This window comes from Streptomyces californicus, from assembly GCF_000717645.1.
GTDB classification, from domain to species: Bacteria; Actinomycetota; Actinomycetes; order Streptomycetales; family Streptomycetaceae; genus Streptomyces; species Streptomyces californicus.
The window spans coordinates 145,939-165,249 of sequence record NZ_JNZZ01000007.1; the positions used below are offsets into that span (position 1 = coordinate 145,939).

Annotated in this window: 19 protein-coding genes; 18 read left to right on the top strand and 1 reads right to left on the bottom strand. The window is 72.1% G+C overall.

The window, feature by feature from the left end; genetic code table 11:
* Window positions 1-126 precede the first annotated feature (126 nt).
* The 7 genes from aroC (at window position 127) to nusB (ending at window position 6,757) form a co-directional block, all read left to right on the top strand.
* Window positions 127-1,311 (top strand): chorismate synthase, encoded by a 1,185-nt coding sequence (aroC, locus tag IF19_RS0111570; RefSeq protein WP_030116267.1) that lies wholly within the window; start codon window positions 127-129, stop codon window positions 1,309-1,311.
* Window positions 1,308-2,945 (top strand): 3-dehydroquinate synthase, encoded by a 1,638-nt coding sequence (gene aroB, locus IF19_RS0111575; protein WP_078580523.1) that lies wholly within the window; start codon window positions 1,308-1,310, stop codon window positions 2,943-2,945. Before aroC ends, aroB begins: the two co-directional genes overlap by 4 nt.
* A complete protein-coding gene (locus IF19_RS0111580) occupies window positions 2,942-3,382 on the top strand; it encodes a type II 3-dehydroquinate dehydratase (protein ID WP_030116269.1) in 441 nt (146 codons plus the stop codon). Before aroB ends, IF19_RS0111580 begins: the two co-directional genes overlap by 4 nt.
* Before the next feature lie 151 nt (window positions 3,383-3,533).
* Window positions 3,534-4,424: a Pro-rich N-terminal domain-containing protein gene (locus IF19_RS0111585; RefSeq protein ID WP_030195520.1), complete on the top strand. Its 891-nt coding sequence runs from the start codon at window positions 3,534-3,536 to the stop codon at window positions 4,422-4,424.
* A 175-nt stretch (window positions 4,425-4,599) separates the two neighbouring features.
* The gene (locus IF19_RS0111590) at window positions 4,600-5,706 is read left to right on the top strand and encodes a M24 family metallopeptidase (protein WP_030119947.1); all 1,107 of its coding nucleotides are present in this window, start codon (window positions 4,600-4,602) and stop codon (window positions 5,704-5,706) included.
* A 50-nt stretch (window positions 5,707-5,756) separates the two neighbouring features.
* Entirely contained in the window at window positions 5,757-6,323 is a 567-nt protein-coding gene (gene efp / locus IF19_RS0111595; protein WP_030116273.1) for an elongation factor P, read from the top strand.
* Between the two features lie 2 nt (window positions 6,324-6,325).
* Window positions 6,326-6,757, top strand: a complete 432-nt coding sequence (gene nusB / locus IF19_RS0111600) for a transcription antitermination factor NusB (protein ID WP_030116274.1) — start codon at window positions 6,326-6,328, stop codon at window positions 6,755-6,757.
* 175 nt (window positions 6,758-6,932) lie between these two features.
* Here the strand turns inward: nusB and bldD are convergent, their stop codons facing one another.
* Window positions 6,933-7,433 (bottom strand): transcriptional regulator BldD, encoded by a 501-nt coding sequence (gene bldD / locus IF19_RS0111605; RefSeq protein ID WP_006123181.1) that lies wholly within the window; start codon window positions 7,431-7,433, stop codon window positions 6,933-6,935.
* A 223-nt stretch (window positions 7,434-7,656) separates the two neighbouring features.
* On the opposite strand from bldD, the gene pyrR reads away from it, so the two are divergent.
* The 11 genes from pyrR to rpoZ all read left to right on the top strand — a co-directional run bounded on the left by pyrR (window position 7,657) and on the right by rpoZ (window position 19,242).
* Window positions 7,657-8,241 carry a bifunctional pyr operon transcriptional regulator/uracil phosphoribosyltransferase PyrR gene (gene pyrR / locus IF19_RS0111610; protein ID WP_030116275.1) on the top strand — a complete coding sequence of 195 codons (585 nt, stop codon included), beginning with the start codon at window positions 7,657-7,659 and terminating at the stop codon, window positions 8,239-8,241.
* A gap of 92 nt (window positions 8,242-8,333) precedes the next feature.
* Complete coding sequence (locus IF19_RS0111615) at window positions 8,334-9,320, top strand: aspartate carbamoyltransferase catalytic subunit (RefSeq protein ID WP_030116276.1); 987 nt, start codon at window positions 8,334-8,336, stop codon at window positions 9,318-9,320.
* Between the two features lie 2 nt (window positions 9,321-9,322).
* Window positions 9,323-10,609: a dihydroorotase gene (locus IF19_RS0111620; protein WP_030116277.1), complete on the top strand. Its 1,287-nt coding sequence runs from the start codon at window positions 9,323-9,325 to the stop codon at window positions 10,607-10,609.
* Window positions 10,606-11,214: a PH-like domain-containing protein gene (locus IF19_RS0111625; protein WP_030116278.1), complete on the top strand. Its 609-nt coding sequence runs from the start codon at window positions 10,606-10,608 to the stop codon at window positions 11,212-11,214. Before IF19_RS0111620 ends, IF19_RS0111625 begins: the two co-directional genes overlap by 4 nt.
* Complete coding sequence (gene carA, locus IF19_RS0111630) at window positions 11,211-12,350, top strand: glutamine-hydrolyzing carbamoyl-phosphate synthase small subunit (protein ID WP_030116279.1); 1,140 nt, start codon at window positions 11,211-11,213, stop codon at window positions 12,348-12,350. Before IF19_RS0111625 ends, carA begins: the two co-directional genes overlap by 4 nt.
* Complete coding sequence (carB, locus tag IF19_RS0111635) at window positions 12,343-15,651, top strand: carbamoyl-phosphate synthase large subunit (protein ID WP_030116280.1); 3,309 nt, start codon at window positions 12,343-12,345, stop codon at window positions 15,649-15,651. Before carA ends, carB begins: the two co-directional genes overlap by 8 nt.
* Window positions 15,652-15,762: 111 nt before the next feature.
* Window positions 15,763-16,875, top strand: a complete 1,113-nt coding sequence (locus IF19_RS0111640) for a quinone-dependent dihydroorotate dehydrogenase (protein WP_030116281.1) — start codon at window positions 15,763-15,765, stop codon at window positions 16,873-16,875.
* The gene (pyrF, locus tag IF19_RS0111645) at window positions 16,872-17,711 is read left to right on the top strand and encodes an orotidine-5'-phosphate decarboxylase (RefSeq protein ID WP_030119949.1); all 840 of its coding nucleotides are present in this window, start codon (window positions 16,872-16,874) and stop codon (window positions 17,709-17,711) included. Before IF19_RS0111640 ends, pyrF begins: the two co-directional genes overlap by 4 nt.
* Window positions 17,712-17,953: 242 nt before the next feature.
* A complete protein-coding gene (locus tag IF19_RS0111650) occupies window positions 17,954-18,277 on the top strand; it encodes an integration host factor (protein WP_003970367.1) in 324 nt (107 codons plus the stop codon).
* Between the two features lie 38 nt (window positions 18,278-18,315).
* Window positions 18,316-18,909 carry a guanylate kinase gene (gene gmk / locus IF19_RS0111655; RefSeq protein WP_030724089.1) on the top strand — a complete coding sequence of 198 codons (594 nt, stop codon included), beginning with the start codon at window positions 18,316-18,318 and terminating at the stop codon, window positions 18,907-18,909.
* A gap of 60 nt (window positions 18,910-18,969) precedes the next feature.
* Window positions 18,970-19,242, top strand: coding sequence for a DNA-directed RNA polymerase subunit omega (gene rpoZ, locus IF19_RS0111660; RefSeq protein ID WP_003970369.1), 273 nt, complete (start codon window positions 18,970-18,972; stop codon window positions 19,240-19,242).
* The last annotated feature ends 69 nt before the right edge of the window (window positions 19,243-19,311 follow it).

Consider the following 19,311-nt stretch of genomic DNA (forward strand, 5'->3'; position numbering starts at 1 on the left):
CGCCCGTCCGTCTGCTGGACCGGCGGCCGGACCGCCCCCCGGATCGTGGGAGGATCGGGGGCGGCGGGCCAGGGCCGCGCACCCGGTGGCGCCGTTGGATGCAGGGCGCGAGCAAGAGGAGCACCGTTGAGCAGGTTGCGCTGGCTGACCGCGGGGGAGTCGCACGGCCCCGCACTGGTGGCGACGCTGGAGGGCCTTCCCGCCGGCGTCCCGGTCACCACGGAGATGGTGGCGGAGGCGCTGGCCCGGCGGCGGCTCGGCTACGGCCGCGGCGCGCGGATGAAGTTCGAGCAGGACGAGGTCACCTTCCTCGGCGGTGTGCGCCACGGTCTCACCATGGGCTCCCCGGTCGCCGTCATGGTCGGCAACACCGAGTGGCCCAAGTGGGAGCAGGTCATGTCGGCCGACCCGGTCGACCCCGACGAACTGTCCCAGCTCGCCCGCAACGCTCCGCTGACCCGCCCCCGCCCCGGCCACGCCGACCTCGCGGGGATGCAGAAGTACGGCTTCGACGAGGCCCGCCCGGTCCTGGAGCGCGCCAGCGCCCGGGAGACCGCCGCGCGCGTCGCCCTCGGAGCCGTCGCCCGCTCCTACCTCAAGGAGACCGCGGGCATCGAGATCGTCAGCCACGTCGTCGAGCTGGCCGCGGCCAAGGCGCCGTACGGCGTCGTCCCGGTCCCCGGCGACGTGGAGAAGCTGGACGCGGACCCGGTCCGCTGCCTGGACGCCGACGCGTCCAAGGCGATGGTGGCCGAAATTGATCAGGCCCACAAGGACGGCGACACCCTCGGCGGCGTCGTCGAGGTCCTGGCGTACGGCGTGCCCGTGGGCCTCGGCTCGCACGTGCACTGGGACCGGCGCCTCGACGCCCGGCTCGCCGCCGCCCTCATGGGCATCCAGGCCATCAAGGGCGTCGAGGTCGGCGACGGCTTCGAACTGGCCCGGGTCCCCGGCTCGAAGGCGCACGACGAGATCGTCGCCACCGAGGACGGCATCAAGCGCACCTCGGGCCGCTCCGGGGGCACCGAGGGCGGCCTGACCACCGGTGAGCTGCTGCGCGTGCGCGCCGCGATGAAGCCCATCGCCACCGTGCCGCGCGCGCTCGCCACGATCGACGTCACCACCGGCGAGGCCACCAAGGCCCACCACCAGCGCTCCGACGTCTGCGCCGTCCCGGCCGCCGGCATCGTCGCGGAGGCGATGGTGGCCCTGGTGCTCGCCGACGCGGTCGCGGAGAAGTTCGGCGGCGACAGCGTGGCCGAAACTCGTCGGAACGTGCAGGCGTACCTCGACCACCTCCAGATCCGATGAGCGGCCCCCTGGTCGTCCTCGTCGGCCCGATGGGCGTCGGCAAGTCCACCGTCGGCGAACTGCTCGCCGCCCGGCTCGGCACCACGTACCGGGACACCGACGCGGACATCGTCGCCGAGGCCGGCAAGCCGATCGCGGAGATCTTCTACGACGAGGGCGAGGAGCACTTCCGCGCCCTGGAGCGCCGGGCCGTCGCCGCGGCCGTCGCCGGACACCCCGGCGTCCTCTCCCTCGGCGGCGGAGCCGTCCTGGACGGGACGACCAGGGAGCTGCTGGCCGGCCGTCCGGTCGTCTACCTCTCCATGGACGTGGACGAGGCCGTGCGCCGCGTCGGGCTCAACACCGCCCGCCCGCTGCTCGCGGTCAACCCGCGCCGCCAGTGGCGCGAGCTGATGGACGCCCGCCGCCACCTGTACGAAGAGGTCGCCCGTACCGTCGTCGCCACCGACGAGCACACCCCCGAAGAGGTCGCCCAGGCGATCATCGACGCACTGGAACTGCCGGAGGGCGCTGCCGCCCCCGGCGTGGAGAGCACCGGCATGACACAGCAGGGACCCACCCGCATCCAGGTAGCAGGCTCGGCGGGCAGCGACCCGTACGAGGTCCTGGTCGGCCACCGACTCCTCGGCGAGCTGCCCCAGCTCATCGGCGACCGCGCCCGGCGCGTCGCCGTACTGCACCCCGAGGCCCTCGCCGAGACCGGTGAGGCGGTCCGCCAGGACCTCGCCGACCAGGGGTACGAGGCCATCGCCATCCAGCTCCCCAACGCGGAGGAGGCCAAGACCGCCGAGGTCGCCGCCTACTGCTGGAAGGCGCTCGGCCAGACCGGCTTCACCCGTACCGACGTCGTCGTCGGCATCGGCGGCGGCGCCACCACCGACATCGCCGGATTCGTCGCGGCCACCTGGCTGCGCGGGGTCCGCTGGATCGCCGTCCCGACCACCGTGCTCGGGATGGTGGACGCGGCCATCGGCGGCAAGACCGGCATCAACACCGCCGAGGGCAAGAACCTGGTCGGCGCCTTCCACCCGCCCGCCGGGGTGCTCTGCGACCTCGCCGCGCTGGAGTCGCTGCCCGTCCACGACTACGTCTCCGGACTGGCCGAGGTCATCAAGTCCGGCTTCATCGCCGACCCGGTCATCCTCGACCTGATCGAGGCCGACCCCGAGGGGGCCCGTACCCTCGCGGGGCCGCACACCGCCGAGCTGATCGAGCGGTCCATCCGGGTCAAGGCCGAGGTCGTCTCCAGCGACCTCAAGGAGGCCGGCCTGCGCGAGATCCTCAACTACGGCCACACCCTGGGCCACGCCATCGAGAAGAACGAGCGCTACAAGTGGCGCCACGGCGCGGCCGTCTCCATCGGGATGGTCTTCGCCGCCGAGCTCGGCCGGCTCGCCGGACGCCTCGACGACGCCACCGCCGACCGGCACCGCACCGTCCTGGAGTCGGTGGGCCTGCCGCTGACCTACCGCGGCGACCAGTGGCCCAGGCTGCTGGAGAACATGAAGATCGACAAGAAGTCGCGCGGCGACCTGCTGCGCTTCATCGTCCTGGACGGCGTCGGCAAGCCCACCGTCCTGGAGGGCCCCGACCCGGCCGTGCTGCTCGCCGCCTACGGGGAGGTCTCCGCGTGACCCGCCGGGTCCTCGTGCTGAACGGCCCCAACCTCGGCCGTCTCGGTTCGCGCGAACCCGACGTGTACGGGGCCACGTCCTACGCCGGACTCGTCGAGGCGTGCACGGACCTCGGTGAAGAACTGGGCTTCGCCGTCGAGGTGCGGGAGACCAACGACGAGGGCGAGCTGATCCGCTGGCTCCACGAAGCCGCGGACGGATCGATTCCGGTCGTCCTCAACCCGGGCGCCTTCACGCACTACTCGTACGGCATGCGGGACGCGGCCGCCCAGCGCACCGCCCCGCTGATCGAGGTGCACATCTCCAACCCGTACACCCGCGAGGAGTTCCGGCACACCTCCGTGGTCGCCGCGGTGGCCACGGGGACGGTCGCCGGATTCGGCATCGGCTCCTACCGGCTCGCCCTGCGGGCCCTGGCCGACGAACCGACGGGCTGACGGACCGGCACCCGGACGGCGCCCGCCGGCCTTTTCCCCGGGCCGGCGGGCACGTCGCGGCCTCCCGGCCCGTTCACTCCGGGGAGGCCCGGGAGGGTACGGTAGCCCTCCCATCAGCGTCAGTCGCGGTTACGAGACGGAGTGGCACCGGATGCAGCACGCAGTGGGGGCCCCGCTGCCGCCGCCCCACGGACCCGGCATCGGGCACGTCGGACGGCCGTACCAGGCCCAGCACCCCGGCCACCCCGGGCCGCCCCCGATACCCCCGCCGCCCCCGGCCCCGCAGCCCCCGGCACACGGCCAGGCGCCGCCGCCGGGCCAGGCCCCGCAGCCCCCGGCGCCCGGACAGGTCCCCGCACCGGGCTGGAGCGGCACCGGCCCCACACCCCCCGCCGGCGAGGCGACCGGCCGCACCGGGCACGTCCAGCTCCCGCCCGGCGGCCCCGTCCCGCTGCCCGCACCGCCCGCCGAGGCCGGCACCGGCGGCGCGACGCTCGCCGTCCTGCTCATCGGCCCGGCCGGAGCCGGCAAGACCACCGTCGCCAAGCTCTGGGCGGCCCGCCGCCGGGTGCCCACGGCCCACGTCTCGCTCGACGACGTACGCGAATGGGTCCGCTCCGGCTTCGCCGACCCGCAGGCCGGCTGGAACGACCACTCCGAGGCCCAGTACCGGCTGGCCCGCCGCACCTGCGGCTTCGCCGCCCGCAACTTCCTCGCCAACGGCATCTCCTGCATCCTCGACGACGCCGTCTTCCCCGACCGCCCGGTCGTCGGCCTCGGCGGCTGGAAGCGCCACGTGGGCCCCGGCCTGCTGCCCGTGGTCCTGCTGCCCGGCCTGGAGGTCGTCCTGGAGCGCAACGCGGAGCGCAGCGGCAACCGCCGGCTCTCCGACGAGGAGGTCGCCCGCATCCACGGCCGGATGGCCGGCTGGTACGGCTCCGGGCTCCCGATCATCGACAACTCCACGTACGACGTCGAGACCACCGCCCGCGTCCTGGACGACGTGCTGGCCCGGTCCATCGCGAGCCCGCCCGCCTGGTAGCCGTCCGGAGCCCCCGTGCGGCCCGCCGGGTCCTCGGGGCGCGCCCGTCCCGCCCACCGGCCGCCCGACGCCCTTCCCCGCCCCCTCTCCGTCGTCCTTCCGGGCCGCCGCGGGCGATGCCCCGGTCGGATGCGCCCGCCGGGCGGGCCGCCGCCCCCGCTCGTACGCTCGGACCATGTCTGAGGTGCACGCCGTCCGACGCGGGCTGCTCCGGGACCGGTGCGCCGCCGCCGGCGCGGCGGCCGCCCTGGTCTCCCGCCCCGCCAACGTCCGCTACCTGGCGGGCGGAGCGCCCCCCGGCGCCGTGCTGCTGCTCGGCCCCGGCGAGGACGTCCTGCTCTGCCCCCGCGCCCCGGTCGGCGAGGCCGCCCACGGGCGGCCCGACGAGGCGCTCAGGGTCGATCTGCTGCCCGGCCCGGACGGGGACCCGGTGGTCGCCGCCGCGGGGCTCGCCGCGGCCTCCGGAGCGGAGTCGCTGGCCGTCGAGGAGCACGATCTGACCGTGGCCCGGCACCGGGCCATGGCACAGGCGGCCCCGCGCCTGGCCCTCGCCGACATGGGCGGCACCGTGGAGCAGCTGCGGATCGTCAAGGACGAGGAGGAGATCGGCTGCCTCCGGATCGCCGCCGAGATCACCGACCAGGCCCTCGGCGAACTCCTCGAATCGATCCTCGTCGGCCGCACCGAGCGGCACCTCGCCCTCGAACTGGAGCGCCGTCTGGTCGACCACGGCGCGGACGGCCCCGCCTTCGCGACCTCCGTGGGCACCGGCCCCAACTCGGGCCAGGGGCGCCACCGGCCCTCGGACCGCAGGGTCGAGGAGGGCGATTTCCTCTCCGTGCGGCTCGGCGCGAGCTACCGGGGCTACCGCTGCGAGATCGGCCGTACCTTCGTCATCGGCACCGCCCCCGCCGAGTGGCAGATCGAGCTGTACGACCTCGTTTTCGCCGCTCAGCGGGCGGGCAGGGAGGCGCTCGCGCCGGGCGCCGCCTACCGCGAGGTGGACCGCGCGGCCCGCCAGACGCTGGAGACGGCGGGGTACGGAGAGGGCCTCCAGCCGAGGACCGGCCACGGGGTGGGGCTCGAAATCGAGGAGGACCCGCAACTGGCACCGACAGCCATGGGTAAACTGGACGCTTGTGTGCCGGTCACCGTCGAACCGGGGGTCCACCTCCCGGGCCGGGGCGGTGTCCGGATCGATGACACGCTCGTCGTGCGCCCCGAGGCGGACGGCGGACCCGAGCTACTCACCATGACGACCAAGGAGCTGCTCGCGCTCTAGCGCGGATCCTCGGTCGTTCCACCAGCTTCAGTCCAGGAGATTCCGCAACCGTGGCTTCCACGAACGACCTCAAGAACGGCATGGTGCTCAAGCTCGACGGAGGCCAGCTCTGGTCCGTCGTCGAGTTCCAGCACGTCAAGCCCGGCAAGGGCCCTGCCTTCGTGCGCACCAAGCTCAAGAACGTGCTCTCCGGGAAGGTCGTCGACAAGACGTTCAACGCCGGCGTCAAGGTCGAGACGGCCACCATCGACCGGCGCGACATGCAGTTCTCGTACATGGACGGCGAGTACTTCGTCTTCATGGACATGGACACCTACGACCAGCTCATGGTCGAGCGCAAGGCCGTCGGTGACGCCGCCAACTTCCTCATCGAGGGCTTCACCGCCTCGGTCGCGCAGCACGAGGGCGAGGTGCTCTACGTCGAGCTGCCCGCCGCCGTCGAGCTGACGATCCAGCACACCGACCCGGGCGTCCAGGGCGACCGCTCCACCGGCGGCACCAAGCCCGCCACCCTGGAGACCGGTTACGAGATCGGCGTGCCGCTCTTCATCTCCACCGGCGAGAAGATCAAGGTCGACACCCGCTCGGGCGACTACCTCGGCCGGGTGAACAGCTAACCGTGGCCGCCCGGAACAAGGCCCGCAAGCGCGCCTTCCAGATCCTCTTCGAGGCCGACCAGCGCGGCGAGTCCGTGCAGAGCGTCCTCGCGGACTGGGTACGGCTCTCGCGGACCGACGACCGTCAGCCGCCGGTCGGGGAGTTCACGATGGAGCTCGTCGAGGGGTACGCGCAGTACGCGGACCGGATCGACGACCTCATCGTCACCTACGCCGTGGACTGGGAGATCGACCGCATGCCGGTCGTCGACCGGAACATCCTCCGGCTCGGTGCGTACGAACTGATCTGGCTGGACGAGACCCCGGACGCCGTGGTGATCGACGAGGCCGTCCAGCTCGCCAAGGAGTTCTCCACCGATGACTCCCCGTCCTTCGTGAACGGCCTGCTGGCCCGTTTCAAGGACCTCAAGCCGAACCTCCGCCGGGCTCAGTAGCCCCGGCGGCGACGGTCCGGTCGCACGAACGCCCCGAAGGACCCGCGGTCTCCCGATCGCGGGTCCTTCGGGGCTTCCGGCGGCCGTGCGGGCACGAGAACGCCGTGCGGGCGGGGCCCGAAGGCCCCGCCCGCACGGCGGCACGTTTCTGCGCGGAGGCTTCCGCCCCGCTGGCTCAGCTCTCGTCGTGGGAGACCGCGCGGCGCGCGTCGGCGTCCAGCACGCCCCAGCTGATGAGCTGCTCCGTCAGCACGGACGGCGACTGGTCGTAGATCACGGCGAGGGTGCGCAGGTCGTCCTGGCGGATCGAGAGCACCTTGCCGTTGTAGTCACCGCGCTGGCTCTGGATGGTCGCCGCGTAGCGCTGCAGCGGACCGGCCTTCTCCGGCGGGACGTGGGCGAGGCGCTCCAGGTCGAGGACGAGCTTCGGCGGCGGCTCGGCGGCTCCGCCCGGCGTCGTGCCGGGCAGCAGCTCCTGGACCGGAACCCCGTAGAAATCCGCCAGCTCGGCGAGGCGCTGCACGGTCACGGCGCGGTCGCCGCGCTCGTACGAACCGACCACCACGGCCTTCCAGCGGCCCTGGGACTTCTCCTCCACGCCGTGGAGGGAGAGGCCCTGCTGGGTGCGGATGGCACGGAGTTTGGCCCCGAGCTGTTTTGCGTATTCGCTGGACATATGGCTCCCCGGACGCTGGAACAGTGTGCGGCTCCGCCGCGTGGCTGGTAACTCACTGTGAGGTTACGCAGCGTGACTTGGATGCGTCAAGCCGAATGGTCCGGACCGGCTGCCTCCCGGGGGCGGTGCCAGGGCCGAACGCAAGCCCTGGTAGCGTGGATGACGCAATTTCGACGTCCTTTAACGATCCGTCCCGTGAGGCGGAGAAGGAGGTCCGTTACCCATGGACGCACAGCACGACGACACCGGCAACGCGGCGCGCCCCGTTCTCGAGGCCCCCGACATCGCCCGTGTTCTGACCCGTATCGCCCACGAGATCGTCGAACGCGCCAAGGGCGCCGACGACGTGGTGCTCCTCGGCATCCCGACGCGGGGCGTCTTCCTCGCCCGCCGGCTGGCCGACAAGCTCGAACAGATCACCGGCCGGAAGACCCCGGTCGGATCGCTCGACATCACCATGTACCGCGACGATCTCCGGCTCCGCCCGGCGCGCGCCCTGGCCCGCACCGAGATCCCCGGCGAGGGGATCGAGGGCAGCCTGGTCGTCCTCGTCGACGACGTGCTCTTCTCCGGCCGCACGATCCGCGCCGCCCTCGACGCCCTCGGCGACATCGGCCGCCCCCGCGCGGTGCAGCTCGCGGTCCTCGTCGACCGCGGCCACCGGGAACTCCCGATCCGCGCCGACTACGTCGGCAAGAACCTCCCCACGTCGCTGCGGGAGACGGTCAAGGTGCAGCTCGCCGAGGAGGACGGCCGTGACGCCGTCCTGCTCGGCGTCAAGCAGGCCGCCCCCGCGGACCCGCGGTAGCCCGAACCCTCCCGTACGCCCGTGAGGGCCGTACGGCGGCTCCCGCGCGCCCGCATGCCTGAAACTCCCTCCAGCCACCCGGAGAACCCCAGATGAAGCGTCACCTCATCTCGGCCGCCGACCTCACCCGCGACGACGCCGTCCTGATCCTCGACACCGCCGAGGAGATGGCCCGGGTCGCGGACCGGCCGATCAAGAAGCTCCCCACCCTCCGCGGCCGTACCGTCGTCAACCTCTTCTTCGAGGACTCGACCCGCACCCGCATCTCCTTCGAGGCGGCCGCCAAACGGCTCTCCGCCGACGTCATCAACTTCTCCGCCAAGGGGTCCTCCGTCTCCAAGGGCGAGTCCCTGAAGGACACCGCGCTCACCCTGGAGGCGATGGGCGCCGACGCCGTCGTCATCCGGCACGGCGCCTCCGGCGCGCCCTACCGGCTCGCCACCTCCGGCTGGATCGACGGCGCCGTGGTCAACGCCGGGGACGGCACCCACGAGCACCCCACCCAGGCCCTCCTGGACGCCTTCACGGTGCGCCGCCGCCTCGTCGGCCCCGAGGCCGGGCTCGGCCGGGACCTCGAAGGCCGCCGCATCACGATCGTCGGCGACATCCTGCACAGCCGCGTCGCCCGCTCCAACGTCCACCTGCTCACCACCCTCGGCGCGCACGTCACCCTGGTGGCCCCGCCCACCCTCGTGCCCGTGGGCGTGGAGCAGTGGCCCTGCGACGTCAGCTACAGCCTCGACGACGTGCTGGCGACGTCCGACGCGGTGATGATGCTGCGTGTGCAGCGCGAGAGGATGAACGCGGCCTACTTCCCGACCGAGCGCGAGTACTCCCGCCGCTACGGCCTGGACGGCGAGCGGATGGCGAAGATGCCCGAGCACGCCGTCGTCATGCACCCCGGCCCGATGGTCCGCGGCATGGAGATCACCGCCGAGGTCGCCGACTCCGACCGCTGCACGGTCGTCGAGCAGGTCGCCAACGGCGTCTCCATCCGCATGGCCGTGCTCTACCTGCTGCTCGGCGGCGCCGACACCGCGCTGTCCGCCGCCCCCGCCCGTACCGAGGAGAACAAGTGACCATGAGCAAGATCCTTATCCGCGGTGCGCGGGTCCTCGGCGGCGAGCCGCAGGACGTTCTGATCGACGGCGAGACCACCGCCGAGGTCGGCACCGGCCTCGACGCCGGCGACGCCACCGTGATCGAGGCCGAGGGGCGGATCCTGCTGCCCGGCCTGGTCGACCTCCACACCCATCTGCGCGAGCCCGGCCGCGAGGACTCCGAGACCGTCCTCACCGGCACCAGGGCGGCGGCCGTCGGCGGCTTCACCGCCGTGCACGCCATGGCCAACACCTTCCCCGTCGCCGACACCGCCGGCGTGGTCGAGCAGGTCTGGCGGCTCGGCAGGGAGTCCGGCTACTGCGACGTGCAGCCCGTCGGCGCGGTCACCGTCGGCCTGGAGGGCAAGCAGCTCGCCGAACTGGGCGCCATGCACGACTCGGCCGCCGGGGTGAAGGTCTTCTCCGACGACGGCAAGTGCGTCGACGACGCGGTCATCATGCGCCGCGCCCTGGAGTACGTGAAGGCCTTCGACGGCGTCGTCGCCCAGCACGCCCAGGAGCCCCGCCTCACCGAGGGCGCCCAGATGAACGAGGGCGTCGTCTCCGCCGAACTCGGGCTCGGCGGCTGGCCCGCCGTCGCCGAGGAGTCGATCATCGCCCGCGACGTCCTCCTCGCCGCCCACGTCGGCTCCCGCGTCCACATCTGCCACCTCTCCACCGCCGGCTCCGTCGAGATCGTCCGCTGGGCCAAGTCCAAGGGCTGGAACGTCACCGCCGAGGTCACCCCGCACCACCTCCTCCTCACCGACGAGCTGGTCCGCACCTACAACCCGGTCTACAAGGTGAACCCGCCGCTGCGCACCGAGGCCGACGTCCTGGCCCTGCGCGAGGCCCTCGCCGACGGCACGATCGACTGCGTCGCCACCGACCACGCCCCGCACCCGCACGAGGACAAGGACTGCGAGTGGGCCGCGGCCGCCATGGGCATGGTCGGCCTGGAGACCGCGCTCTCGGTCGTCCAGCAGACGATGGTGGACACCGGGCTGATCGACTGGGCCGGCGTCGCCGACCGCATGTCCTTCCGCCCCGCCGCCATCGGCCGGCTCGCCGGACACGGCCGCCCCGTCTCGGCGGGTGAGCCCGCCAACCTCACGCTGGTCGATCCGGCATACCGTGGAGCCGTGGACCCCGCGGGCTTCGCGTCCCGCAGCCGCAACACCCCCTACGAGGGCCGTGAGCTGCCGGGCCGCGTCACCCACACCTTCCTGCGGGGCTGTGCCACGGTCGTCGACGGGAAGCTCGCGTGATCACTCTGACCCCCCTGCACCACCTGGCCGCCGAGCAGAAGTCGGCGGAAGTGACGGACTGGGCCGCCCGCATCGCCTGGGTGGCCGGCCTGCTCGTCTTCGTCGCCCTCGTCTACTGGCTGATGCGCCAGGGCTGGAAGTGGCGCGCCAGCCTCCAGTCCGGCCTGCCGGAGCTGCCCGAGGCCCCCGAGGACTTCGCCTCCGACGAACCGCTGCTCACGCTCCAGGGGCGCTACCACGCCTCCACCACCGCCGGGCAGTGGCTCGACCGGATCGTCGCGCACGGCCTGGGCACCCGCAGCCGTACCGAGCTGACGCTCACCGCCCGCGGCCTGCGCGTCCAGCGCCCCGGAGCCACCGACTTCTTCGTCCCGGCCGACGCCCTGCGCGAGGCCCGGCTCGACAAGGCGCTGGCAGGCAAGGTCCTCCCCGAGGGCGGCCTGCTGATCATCACCTGGGCGCACGGAGAGACGCTGATCGACTCCGGCTTCCGCTCCGACCGCGCCGCCGAGCACCCGGCCTGGGTCGACGCCGTCACCCGGCTCGCCGCCGCCCCGGCCGCCACCGAACTCACCAGCACCACGACGGAAGGCACCGCACGATGATGATCTCCACCCGGGGGGCCCGGACCCCTGCCGTACTCGTCCTGGAGGACGGCCGCGCCTTCCGCGGCCGCGCCTACGGGGCCGTGGGGGAGACCTTCGGCGAGGCGGTGTTCTCCACCGGCATGACCGGCTACCAGGAGACGCTGACCGACCCCTCGTACCACCGCCAGGTCGTCGTCATGACGGCCCCGCACGTCGGCAACACCGGCGTCAACGACGAGGACCCCGAGTCCGCCCGCATCTGGGTCTCCGGCTACGTCGTCCGCGACCCCGCCCGCAAGCCCTCCAACTGGCGCTCGCAGCGCACCCTCGACGAGGAGCTGGCGGCCCAGGGCGTCGTCGGCATCAGCGGCGTCGACACCCGCGCCCTCACCCGCCACCTGCGCGAGCGCGGCGCCATGCGCGTCGGGATCTTCTCCGGCGAGGCGCTGCCCGACGAGGCCGCACTGCTGGAGCGCGTCCGGCAGGCCCCCGAGATGGTGGGCGCCGACCTCTCCGCCGAGGTCGCCACCAAGGAGGCGTACGTCGTCCCCGCCATCGGCACGAAGAAGTTCACCGTCGCCGCGATCGACCTCGGCATCAAGGGCATGACCCCCCACCGGATGGCCGAACGCGGCATCGAGGTCCACGTCCTGCCCGCCACCGCCACCCTGGAGGAGGTGTACGCGGTCGCCCCCGACGGCGTCTTCTTCTCCAACGGCCCCGGCGACCCGGCCACCGCCGACCACCCCGTCGCCCTCATGCGCGGCGTCCTGGAGCGCTCCACCCCGCTGTTCGGCATCTGCTTCGGCAACCAGATCCTCGGCCGCGCCCTCGGCTTCGGCACCTACAAGCTGAAGTACGGCCACCGCGGCATCAACCAGCCGGTGCAGGACCGCACCACCGGCAAGGTCGAGGTCACCGCGCACAACCACGGCTTCGCCGTCGACGCCCCGCTGGACCGCGCCTCCGACACCGAGTTCGGCCGCGCCGAGGTCTCCCACGTCTGCCTGAACGACCAGGTGGTCGAGGGGCTCCGGCTCCTGGACCGGCCCGCCTTCAGCGTCCAGTACCACCCCGAGGCCGCGGCCGGCCCGCACGACGCCGCGTACCTCTTCGACCGCTTCGTATCCCTGATGGAGGACCAGCGTGCCTAAGCGCTCCGATATCCAGTCCGTCCTGGTCATCGGCTCCGGTCCGATCGTCATCGGCCAGGCCGCCGAGTTCGACTACTCCGGCACCCAGGCCTGCCGCGTCCTCAAGGCCGAGGGCCTGCGCGTCATCCTGGTGAACTCCAACCCGGCGACGATCATGACCGACCCGGAGATCGCCGACGCCACGTACGTCGAGCCGATCACCCCCGAGTTCGTCGAGAAGATCATCGCCAAGGAGCGCCCCGACGCGCTCCTGCCCACCCTCGGCGGCCAGACCGCGCTCAACACCGCGATCTCGATGCACGAGAACGGCGTCCTGGAGAAGTACGGCGTCGAGCTCATCGGCGCCAACGTCGAGGCGATCAACAAGGGCGAGGACCGCGACCTCTTCAAGGGCGTCGTGGAGGCCGTCAAGGAGAAGATCGGCTACGGCGAGTCCGCCCGCTCCGTCATCTGCCACTCCATGGACGACGTCCTCGCGGGCGTCGACACCCTCGGCGGCTACCCCGTCGTCGTCCGCCCCTCCTTCACCATGGGCGGCGCCGGCTCCGGCTTCGCCCACGACGAGGAGGAGCTGCGCCGCATCGCCGGACAGGGCCTCACGCTCTCCCCGACCACCGAGGTGCTCCTGGAGGAGTCCATCCTCGGCTGGAAGGAGTACGAGCTGGAGCTGATGCGCGACCGGAACGACAACGTCGTGGTCGTCTGCTCCATCGAGAACTTCGACCCGATGGGCGTCCACACCGGCGACTCCATCACCGTCGCCCCGGCGATGACGCTCACCGACCGCGAGTACCAGCGGCTGCGCGACGTCGGTATCGCGATCATCCGCGAGGTCGGCGTCGACACCGGCGGCTGCAACATCCAGTTCGCCATCGACCCCACCGACGGCCGGGTCATCGTCATCGAGATGAACCCGCGCGTCTCCCGCTCCTCGGCGCTCGCCTCCAAGGCCACCGGCTTCCCGATCGCCAAGATCGCCGCCAAGCTGGCCGTGGGCTACACCCTGGACGAGATCCCCAACGACATCACCGAGAAGACCCCGGCCTCCTTCGAGCCGACCCTCGACTACGTCGTCGTCAAGGCCCCGCGCTTCGCCTTCGAGAAGTTCCCCTCCGCCGACTCCACCCTCACCACCACCATGAAGTCGGTGGGCGAGGCCATGGCGATCGGCCGGAACTTCACCGAGGCCCTCCAGAAGGCCCTGCGCTCGCTGGAGAAGAAGGGCTCCCAGTTCGCCTTCACCGGCCCGGTCGGCGACAAGGCCGAGCTGCTGGCGGAGGCGGTCCGTCCGACCGACGGCCGGATCAACACCGTCATGCGGGCGATCCGCGCCGGAGCCACCCAGGAGGAGGTCTTCGACGCCACGAAGATCGACCCCTGGTTCGTCGACCAGCTCTTCCTGATCAAGGAGATCGCCGACGAGCTGGCCGCCGCCGAACGCCTGGACGCCGACCTGATCGCCGAAGCCAAGCGGCACGGCTTCTCCGACGCCCAGATCGGCGAGATCCGCGGGCTGCGCGAGGACGTCGTCCGCGAGGTCCGGCACGCCCTCGGCATCCGTCCCGTCTACAAGACCGTGGACACCTGCGCCGCCGAGTTCGCCGCGAGGACGCCGTACTTCTACTCCTCGTACGACGAGGAGAGCGAGGTCGCGACCCGTACCAAGCCGGCCGTGATCATCCTCGGCTCGGGCCCCAACCGCATCGGCCAGGGCATCGAGTTCGACTACTCCTGCGTGCACGCCTCCTTCGCGCTGAGCGACGCGGGCTACGAGACCGTCATGGTCAACTGCAACCCGGAGACCGTCTCCACCGACTACGACACCTCCGACCGGCTCTACTTCGAGCCGCTCACCCTGGAGGACGTGCTGGAGATCGTCCACGCCGAATCGCTGGCGGGCCCCATCGCCGGCGTCGTCGTGCAGCTCGGCGGCCAGACCCCGCTCGGCCTCTCCCAGGCGCTCAAGGACAACGGCGTCCCCGTCGTCGGCACCTCGCCCGAGGCCATCCACGCCGCCGAGGACCGCGGCGCCTTCGGCCGCGTCCTCGCCGAGGCCGGACTGCCCGCGCCCAAGCACGGCACCGCCACCACCTTCGGCGAGGCCAAGGCCATCGCCGACGAGATCGGCTACCCGGTCCTCGTACGCCCGTCGTACGTCCTCGGCGGACGCGGCATGGAGATCGTGTACGACGAGGCGCGCCTGTCCTCGTACATCGCCGAGTCCACCGAGATCAGCCCCACCCGGCCGGTCCTGGTCGACCGCTTCCTCGACGACGCCATCGAGATCGACGTGGACGCCCTCTACGACGGCCACGAGCTCTACCTCGGCGGCGTCATGGAGCACATCGAGGAGGCCGGCATCCACTCCGGCGACTCGGCCTGCGCCCTGCCCCCGATCACCCTCGGCGGCTTCGACGTCAAGCGGCTGCGCGCCTCCACCGAGGGCATCGCCAAGGGCGTCGGCGTGCTCGGACTGATCAACATCCAGTTCGCGCTCTCCGGCGACATCCTCTACGTCCTGGAGGCCAACCCGCGCGCCTCCCGCACGGTCCCCTTCACCTCGAAGGCCACCGCAGTGCCGCTCGCCAAGGCCGCCGCCCGCATCTCGCTGGGCGCGACCATCGCCGAGCTGCGCGCGGAGGGCCTGCTGCCGAAGACCGGGGACGGCGGCACCCTGCCGCTGGACGCGCCGATCTCCGTCAAGGAGGCCGTGATGCCGTGGTCGCGCTTCCGCGACATCCACGGCCGGGGCGTCGACACGGTCCTCGGCCCGGAGATGCGCTCCACCGGCGAGGTCATGGGCATCGACTCGGTCTTCGGCACGGCGTACGCCAAGTCGCAGGCCGGCGCCTACGGGCCGCTGCCCACCTCGGGCCGCGCGTTCATCTCGGTCGCCAACCGCGACAAGCGCTCGATGATCTTCCCGGCCCGTGAGCTGGTCGCCCACGGCTTCGAGCTGATGGCCACCTCCGGCACCGCCGAGGTCCTCAAGCGCAACGGCATCAACGCCACCGTCGTGCGCAAGCAGTCCGAGGGCCCCGGCCCGAACGGCGAGAAGACCATCGTCCAGCACATCCACGACGGCGAGGTCGACCTCATCGTCAACACGCCGTACGGCACCGGCGGCCGGCTCGACGGCTACGAGATCCGCACCGCGGCCGTCTCCCGCTCCGTCCCGTGCCTGACCACGGTCCAGGCGCTCGCCGCCGCCGTCCAGGGCATCGACGCCCTCAACCACGGCGACGTCGGCGTCCGCTCCCTCCAGGAGCACGCCGAGCACCTGACAGCGGCCCGCGACTGAGGGGCCCCGGCGGATCATGACCGGTTCCGCGACCTGATCCGCCGGGCACCCCGGCAGCCCAGCAGGGGGACACCGGAAACGGTGTCCCCCTCTTTGTGAGGACAACTCTCCATGTACAAGCTCTTCTTCCGGCTGGTCTTCAAGCGGATGGACCCCGAGCGGGCCCATGAAGCGGCCTTCCGCTGGATCCGCCTCGCCGCCCGCGTCCCCGTCCTGCGCACGTACGTCGCCGCCGCCCTCGCCCCCCGCCACGAGGAGCTGCGCACCGAGGCCCTCGGCCTGCGGATGCACGGCCCCTTCGGGCTCGCCGCCGGCTTCGACAAGAACGCCGTCGCGATCGACGGCATGGCGATGCTCGGGTTCGACCACATCGAGATCGGCACCGTCACCGGCGAACCGCAGCCCGGCAACCCCAGGAAGCGCCTCTTCCGGCTCGTCGCCGACCGTGCGCTGATCAACCGCATGGGCTTCAACAACGAGGGCTCCGCCGCCGTCGCCGCCCGTCTCGCCGCCCGCAACCCGGTCTTCCGCACCACGGTCGGCGTCAACATCGGCAAGACCAAGGTCGTTCCCGAGGCCGAGGCCGCCGCCGACTACGTGAAGTCCACCGAGCGGCTCGCCGCCCACGCCGACTACCTGGTCGTCAACGTCTCCTCGCCCAACACGCCCGGCCTGCGCAACCTCCAGGCCACCGAGTCGCTGCGACCGCTGCTCACCGCCGTACGCGAGGCCGCCGACCGCACCGTCACCGCCCGGCGCGTCCCGCTGCTCGTCAAGATCGCCCCCGACCTCGCTGACGAGGACGTCGACGCGGTCGCCGACCTCGCCGTGGAACTGGGCCTGGACGGCATCATCGCCACCAACACCACCATCGCCCGCGAGGGCCTGGGCCTGACGTCCGGACCGGAGCTGGTGGGGGAGACCGGCGGACTCTCCGGCGCACCCCTCAAGGCCCGCTCGCTGGAGGTCCTGAGCCGCCTGTACGCCCGCGTGGGCGACCGGATCACCCTCGTCGGCGTCGGCGGCGTCGAGAACGCCGAGGACGCCTGGCAGCGGATCCTCGCCGGGGCCACCCTCGTCCAGGGCTACAGCGCCTTCATCTACGAGGGCCCCTTCTACGCCCGCGCGATCCACAAGGGCCTCGCCGCCCGGCTCGCCGCCTCCCCGTACGCCACCCTCGCCGAGGCCGTCGGCGCCGAGACCCGGAAGAAGGCCGCCCAGTGACGCCCGAACCCTTCGGTACCCGTCTGCGCCACGCCATGGACACCCGCGGGCCGCTCTGCGTCGGCATCGACCCGCACGCCTCCCTGCTCGCCTCCTGGGGCCTGAACGACGACGTCGCCGGTCTGGAGCGCTTCACCCGGACCGTCGTGGAGGCGCTGGCCGACCGGGTCGCCGTCCTCAAGCCGCAGTCCGCGTTCTTCGAGCGCTTCGGATCGCGCGGCGTCGCCGTACTGGAGAAGGCCGTCGCGGAGGCGCGGGCCGCCGGGGCCCTCGTGCTGATGGACGCCAAGCGCGGCGACATCGGCTCCACGATGGGGGCGTACGCCGCGACCTATCTGGACGAGGACTCGCCGCTCTTCTCGGACGCGGTCACCGTCTCCCCGTACCTCGGATTCGGCTCGCTGCGCCCGGCGCTGGACGCCGCCGCGGCCTCCGGCTCGGGCGTCTTCGTGCTGGCCCTCACCTCCAACCCGGAGGGGGCCGAGGTCCAGCGGGCCACCGCCGCCGACGGCCGCTCGCTCGCCCAGCTGATGCTGGACCACATGGCCGCCGAGAACGCCGGGGCGGCTCCGCTCGGCTCGGTCGGCGCGGTGGTCGGCGCGACGCTCGGCGACGCGGGTGCGGACCTGTCGATCAACGGACCGCTGCTCGCCCCCGGCATCGGCGCCCAGGGCGCGACCCCCGCGGATCTCCCGGCCGTCTTCGGTGACGCGGTGGGCAACGTGGTGCCCAGTGTGAGCCGGGGCGTGCTCCGCCACGGCCCGGACGTTTCCGGGCTGCGCGAGGCCGCCGGACGGTTCGCGGACGAGGTCCGCGACGCCGTGTCCGGCAACTGACCCTGACACGTTCACAGCGCGTTGACGAGTTACTGACCAGAAACCCGGTCGATATGTCGCGAAAGTCCTGGTCAGCCACAGCTGACCAGGACTTTTCGTCTGTTCTCGCTGACTACGGCGGTCCTTGGCGCTAGTCTCCGACGAGAGCGGCGAGCACAGCGTGTTCTCCACTCACCTGGCGGGGGGCGTCCAGCGTCCCGCCGGTCCGTATCCGACAGATCGACATCCGAGGTGACGTAGGCGTGGCTCTTCCGCCCCTTACCCCTGAACAGCGCGCAGCCGCGCTCGAAAAGGCCGCCGCGGCTCGCCGGGAGCGGGCCGAGGTCAAGAATCGACTCAAGCACTCCGGCGCCTCCCTCCACGAGGTCATCAAGCAGGGCCAGGAGAACGACGTCATCGGGAAGATGAAGGTCTCCGCACTGCTGGAATCCCTGCCGGGCGTCGGCAAGGTCCGCGCCAAGCAGATCATGGAGCGTCTCGGCATCTCCGAGAGCCGCCGGGTCAGGGGTCTTGGCTCCAACCAGATCGCATCCCTGGAGCGTGAGTTCGGCGGCAGCCCCGCCTGACGTTCTCAGGCACTCCTGAGAACCTGGATAATCGCCCCATGGCTGCAACATCCCGGGGGACGTCCCCCGTACCCCCGGACGTACGTCCGCGGCTGACCGTGCTCTCCGGCCCCTCAGGGGTCGGCAAGAGCACGGTCGTCGCCCATATGCGCTCCGTGCACCCCGAGGTCTGGCTCTCCGTGTCGGCGACGACGCGCAAGCCGCGCCCCGGGGAGCGCAACGGCGTCCACTACTTCTTCGTGGACGACGAGGAGTTCGACAAGCTCATCGCCAACGGCGAGCTGCTGGAGTGGGCCGAGTTCGCGGGCAACCGCTACGGCACGCCGCGCCGCGCCGTGCTCGACCGCCTGGAGGCCGGCGAGCCGGTCCTCCTGGAGATCGACCTCCAGGGCGCCCGGCTGGTCCGCCAGTCGATGGCCGACGCCCGTCTGGTCTTCCTCGCCCCTCCGAGCTGGGAGGAGCTGGTGCGCCGGCTCACCGGCCGGGGCACCGAGGCCCCCGAGGTCATCGAGCGCCGCCTCGCCGCCGCCAAGGTCGAACTCGCCGCCGAGGCGGAGTTCGATACGACGCTGGTCAACACCTCCGTCGAGGACGTCGCACGCGAGCTGCTAGCCTTGATGCTTCAGGCTTAGATCTCCGTGATCGTCCAGATCCCCTGATCTTTGATCTACACCCCCTTCGGAAGGCAGAGAGTGTCCTCTTCCATCACCACGCCCGAGGGCATCATCAACCCGCCGATTGATGAGCTCCTCGAGGCCACCGACTCGAAGTACAGCCTGGTGATCTACGCGGCCAAGCGCGCCCGCCAGATCAACGCGTACTACTCGCAGCTCGGTGAAGGCCTCCTCGAGTACGTCGGTCCGCTCGTCGACACCCACGTGCACGAGAAGCCGCTGTCGATCGCGCTCCGCGAGATCAACGCCGGTCTGCTGACCTCCGAGGCCATCGAGGGCCCCGCGCAGTAGAGCGGCAGCACCACAGCACCTTCACTCCAGGCCCGGCGGCCCGTCCGCCGGGCCTGAGGTGTGTCCGGG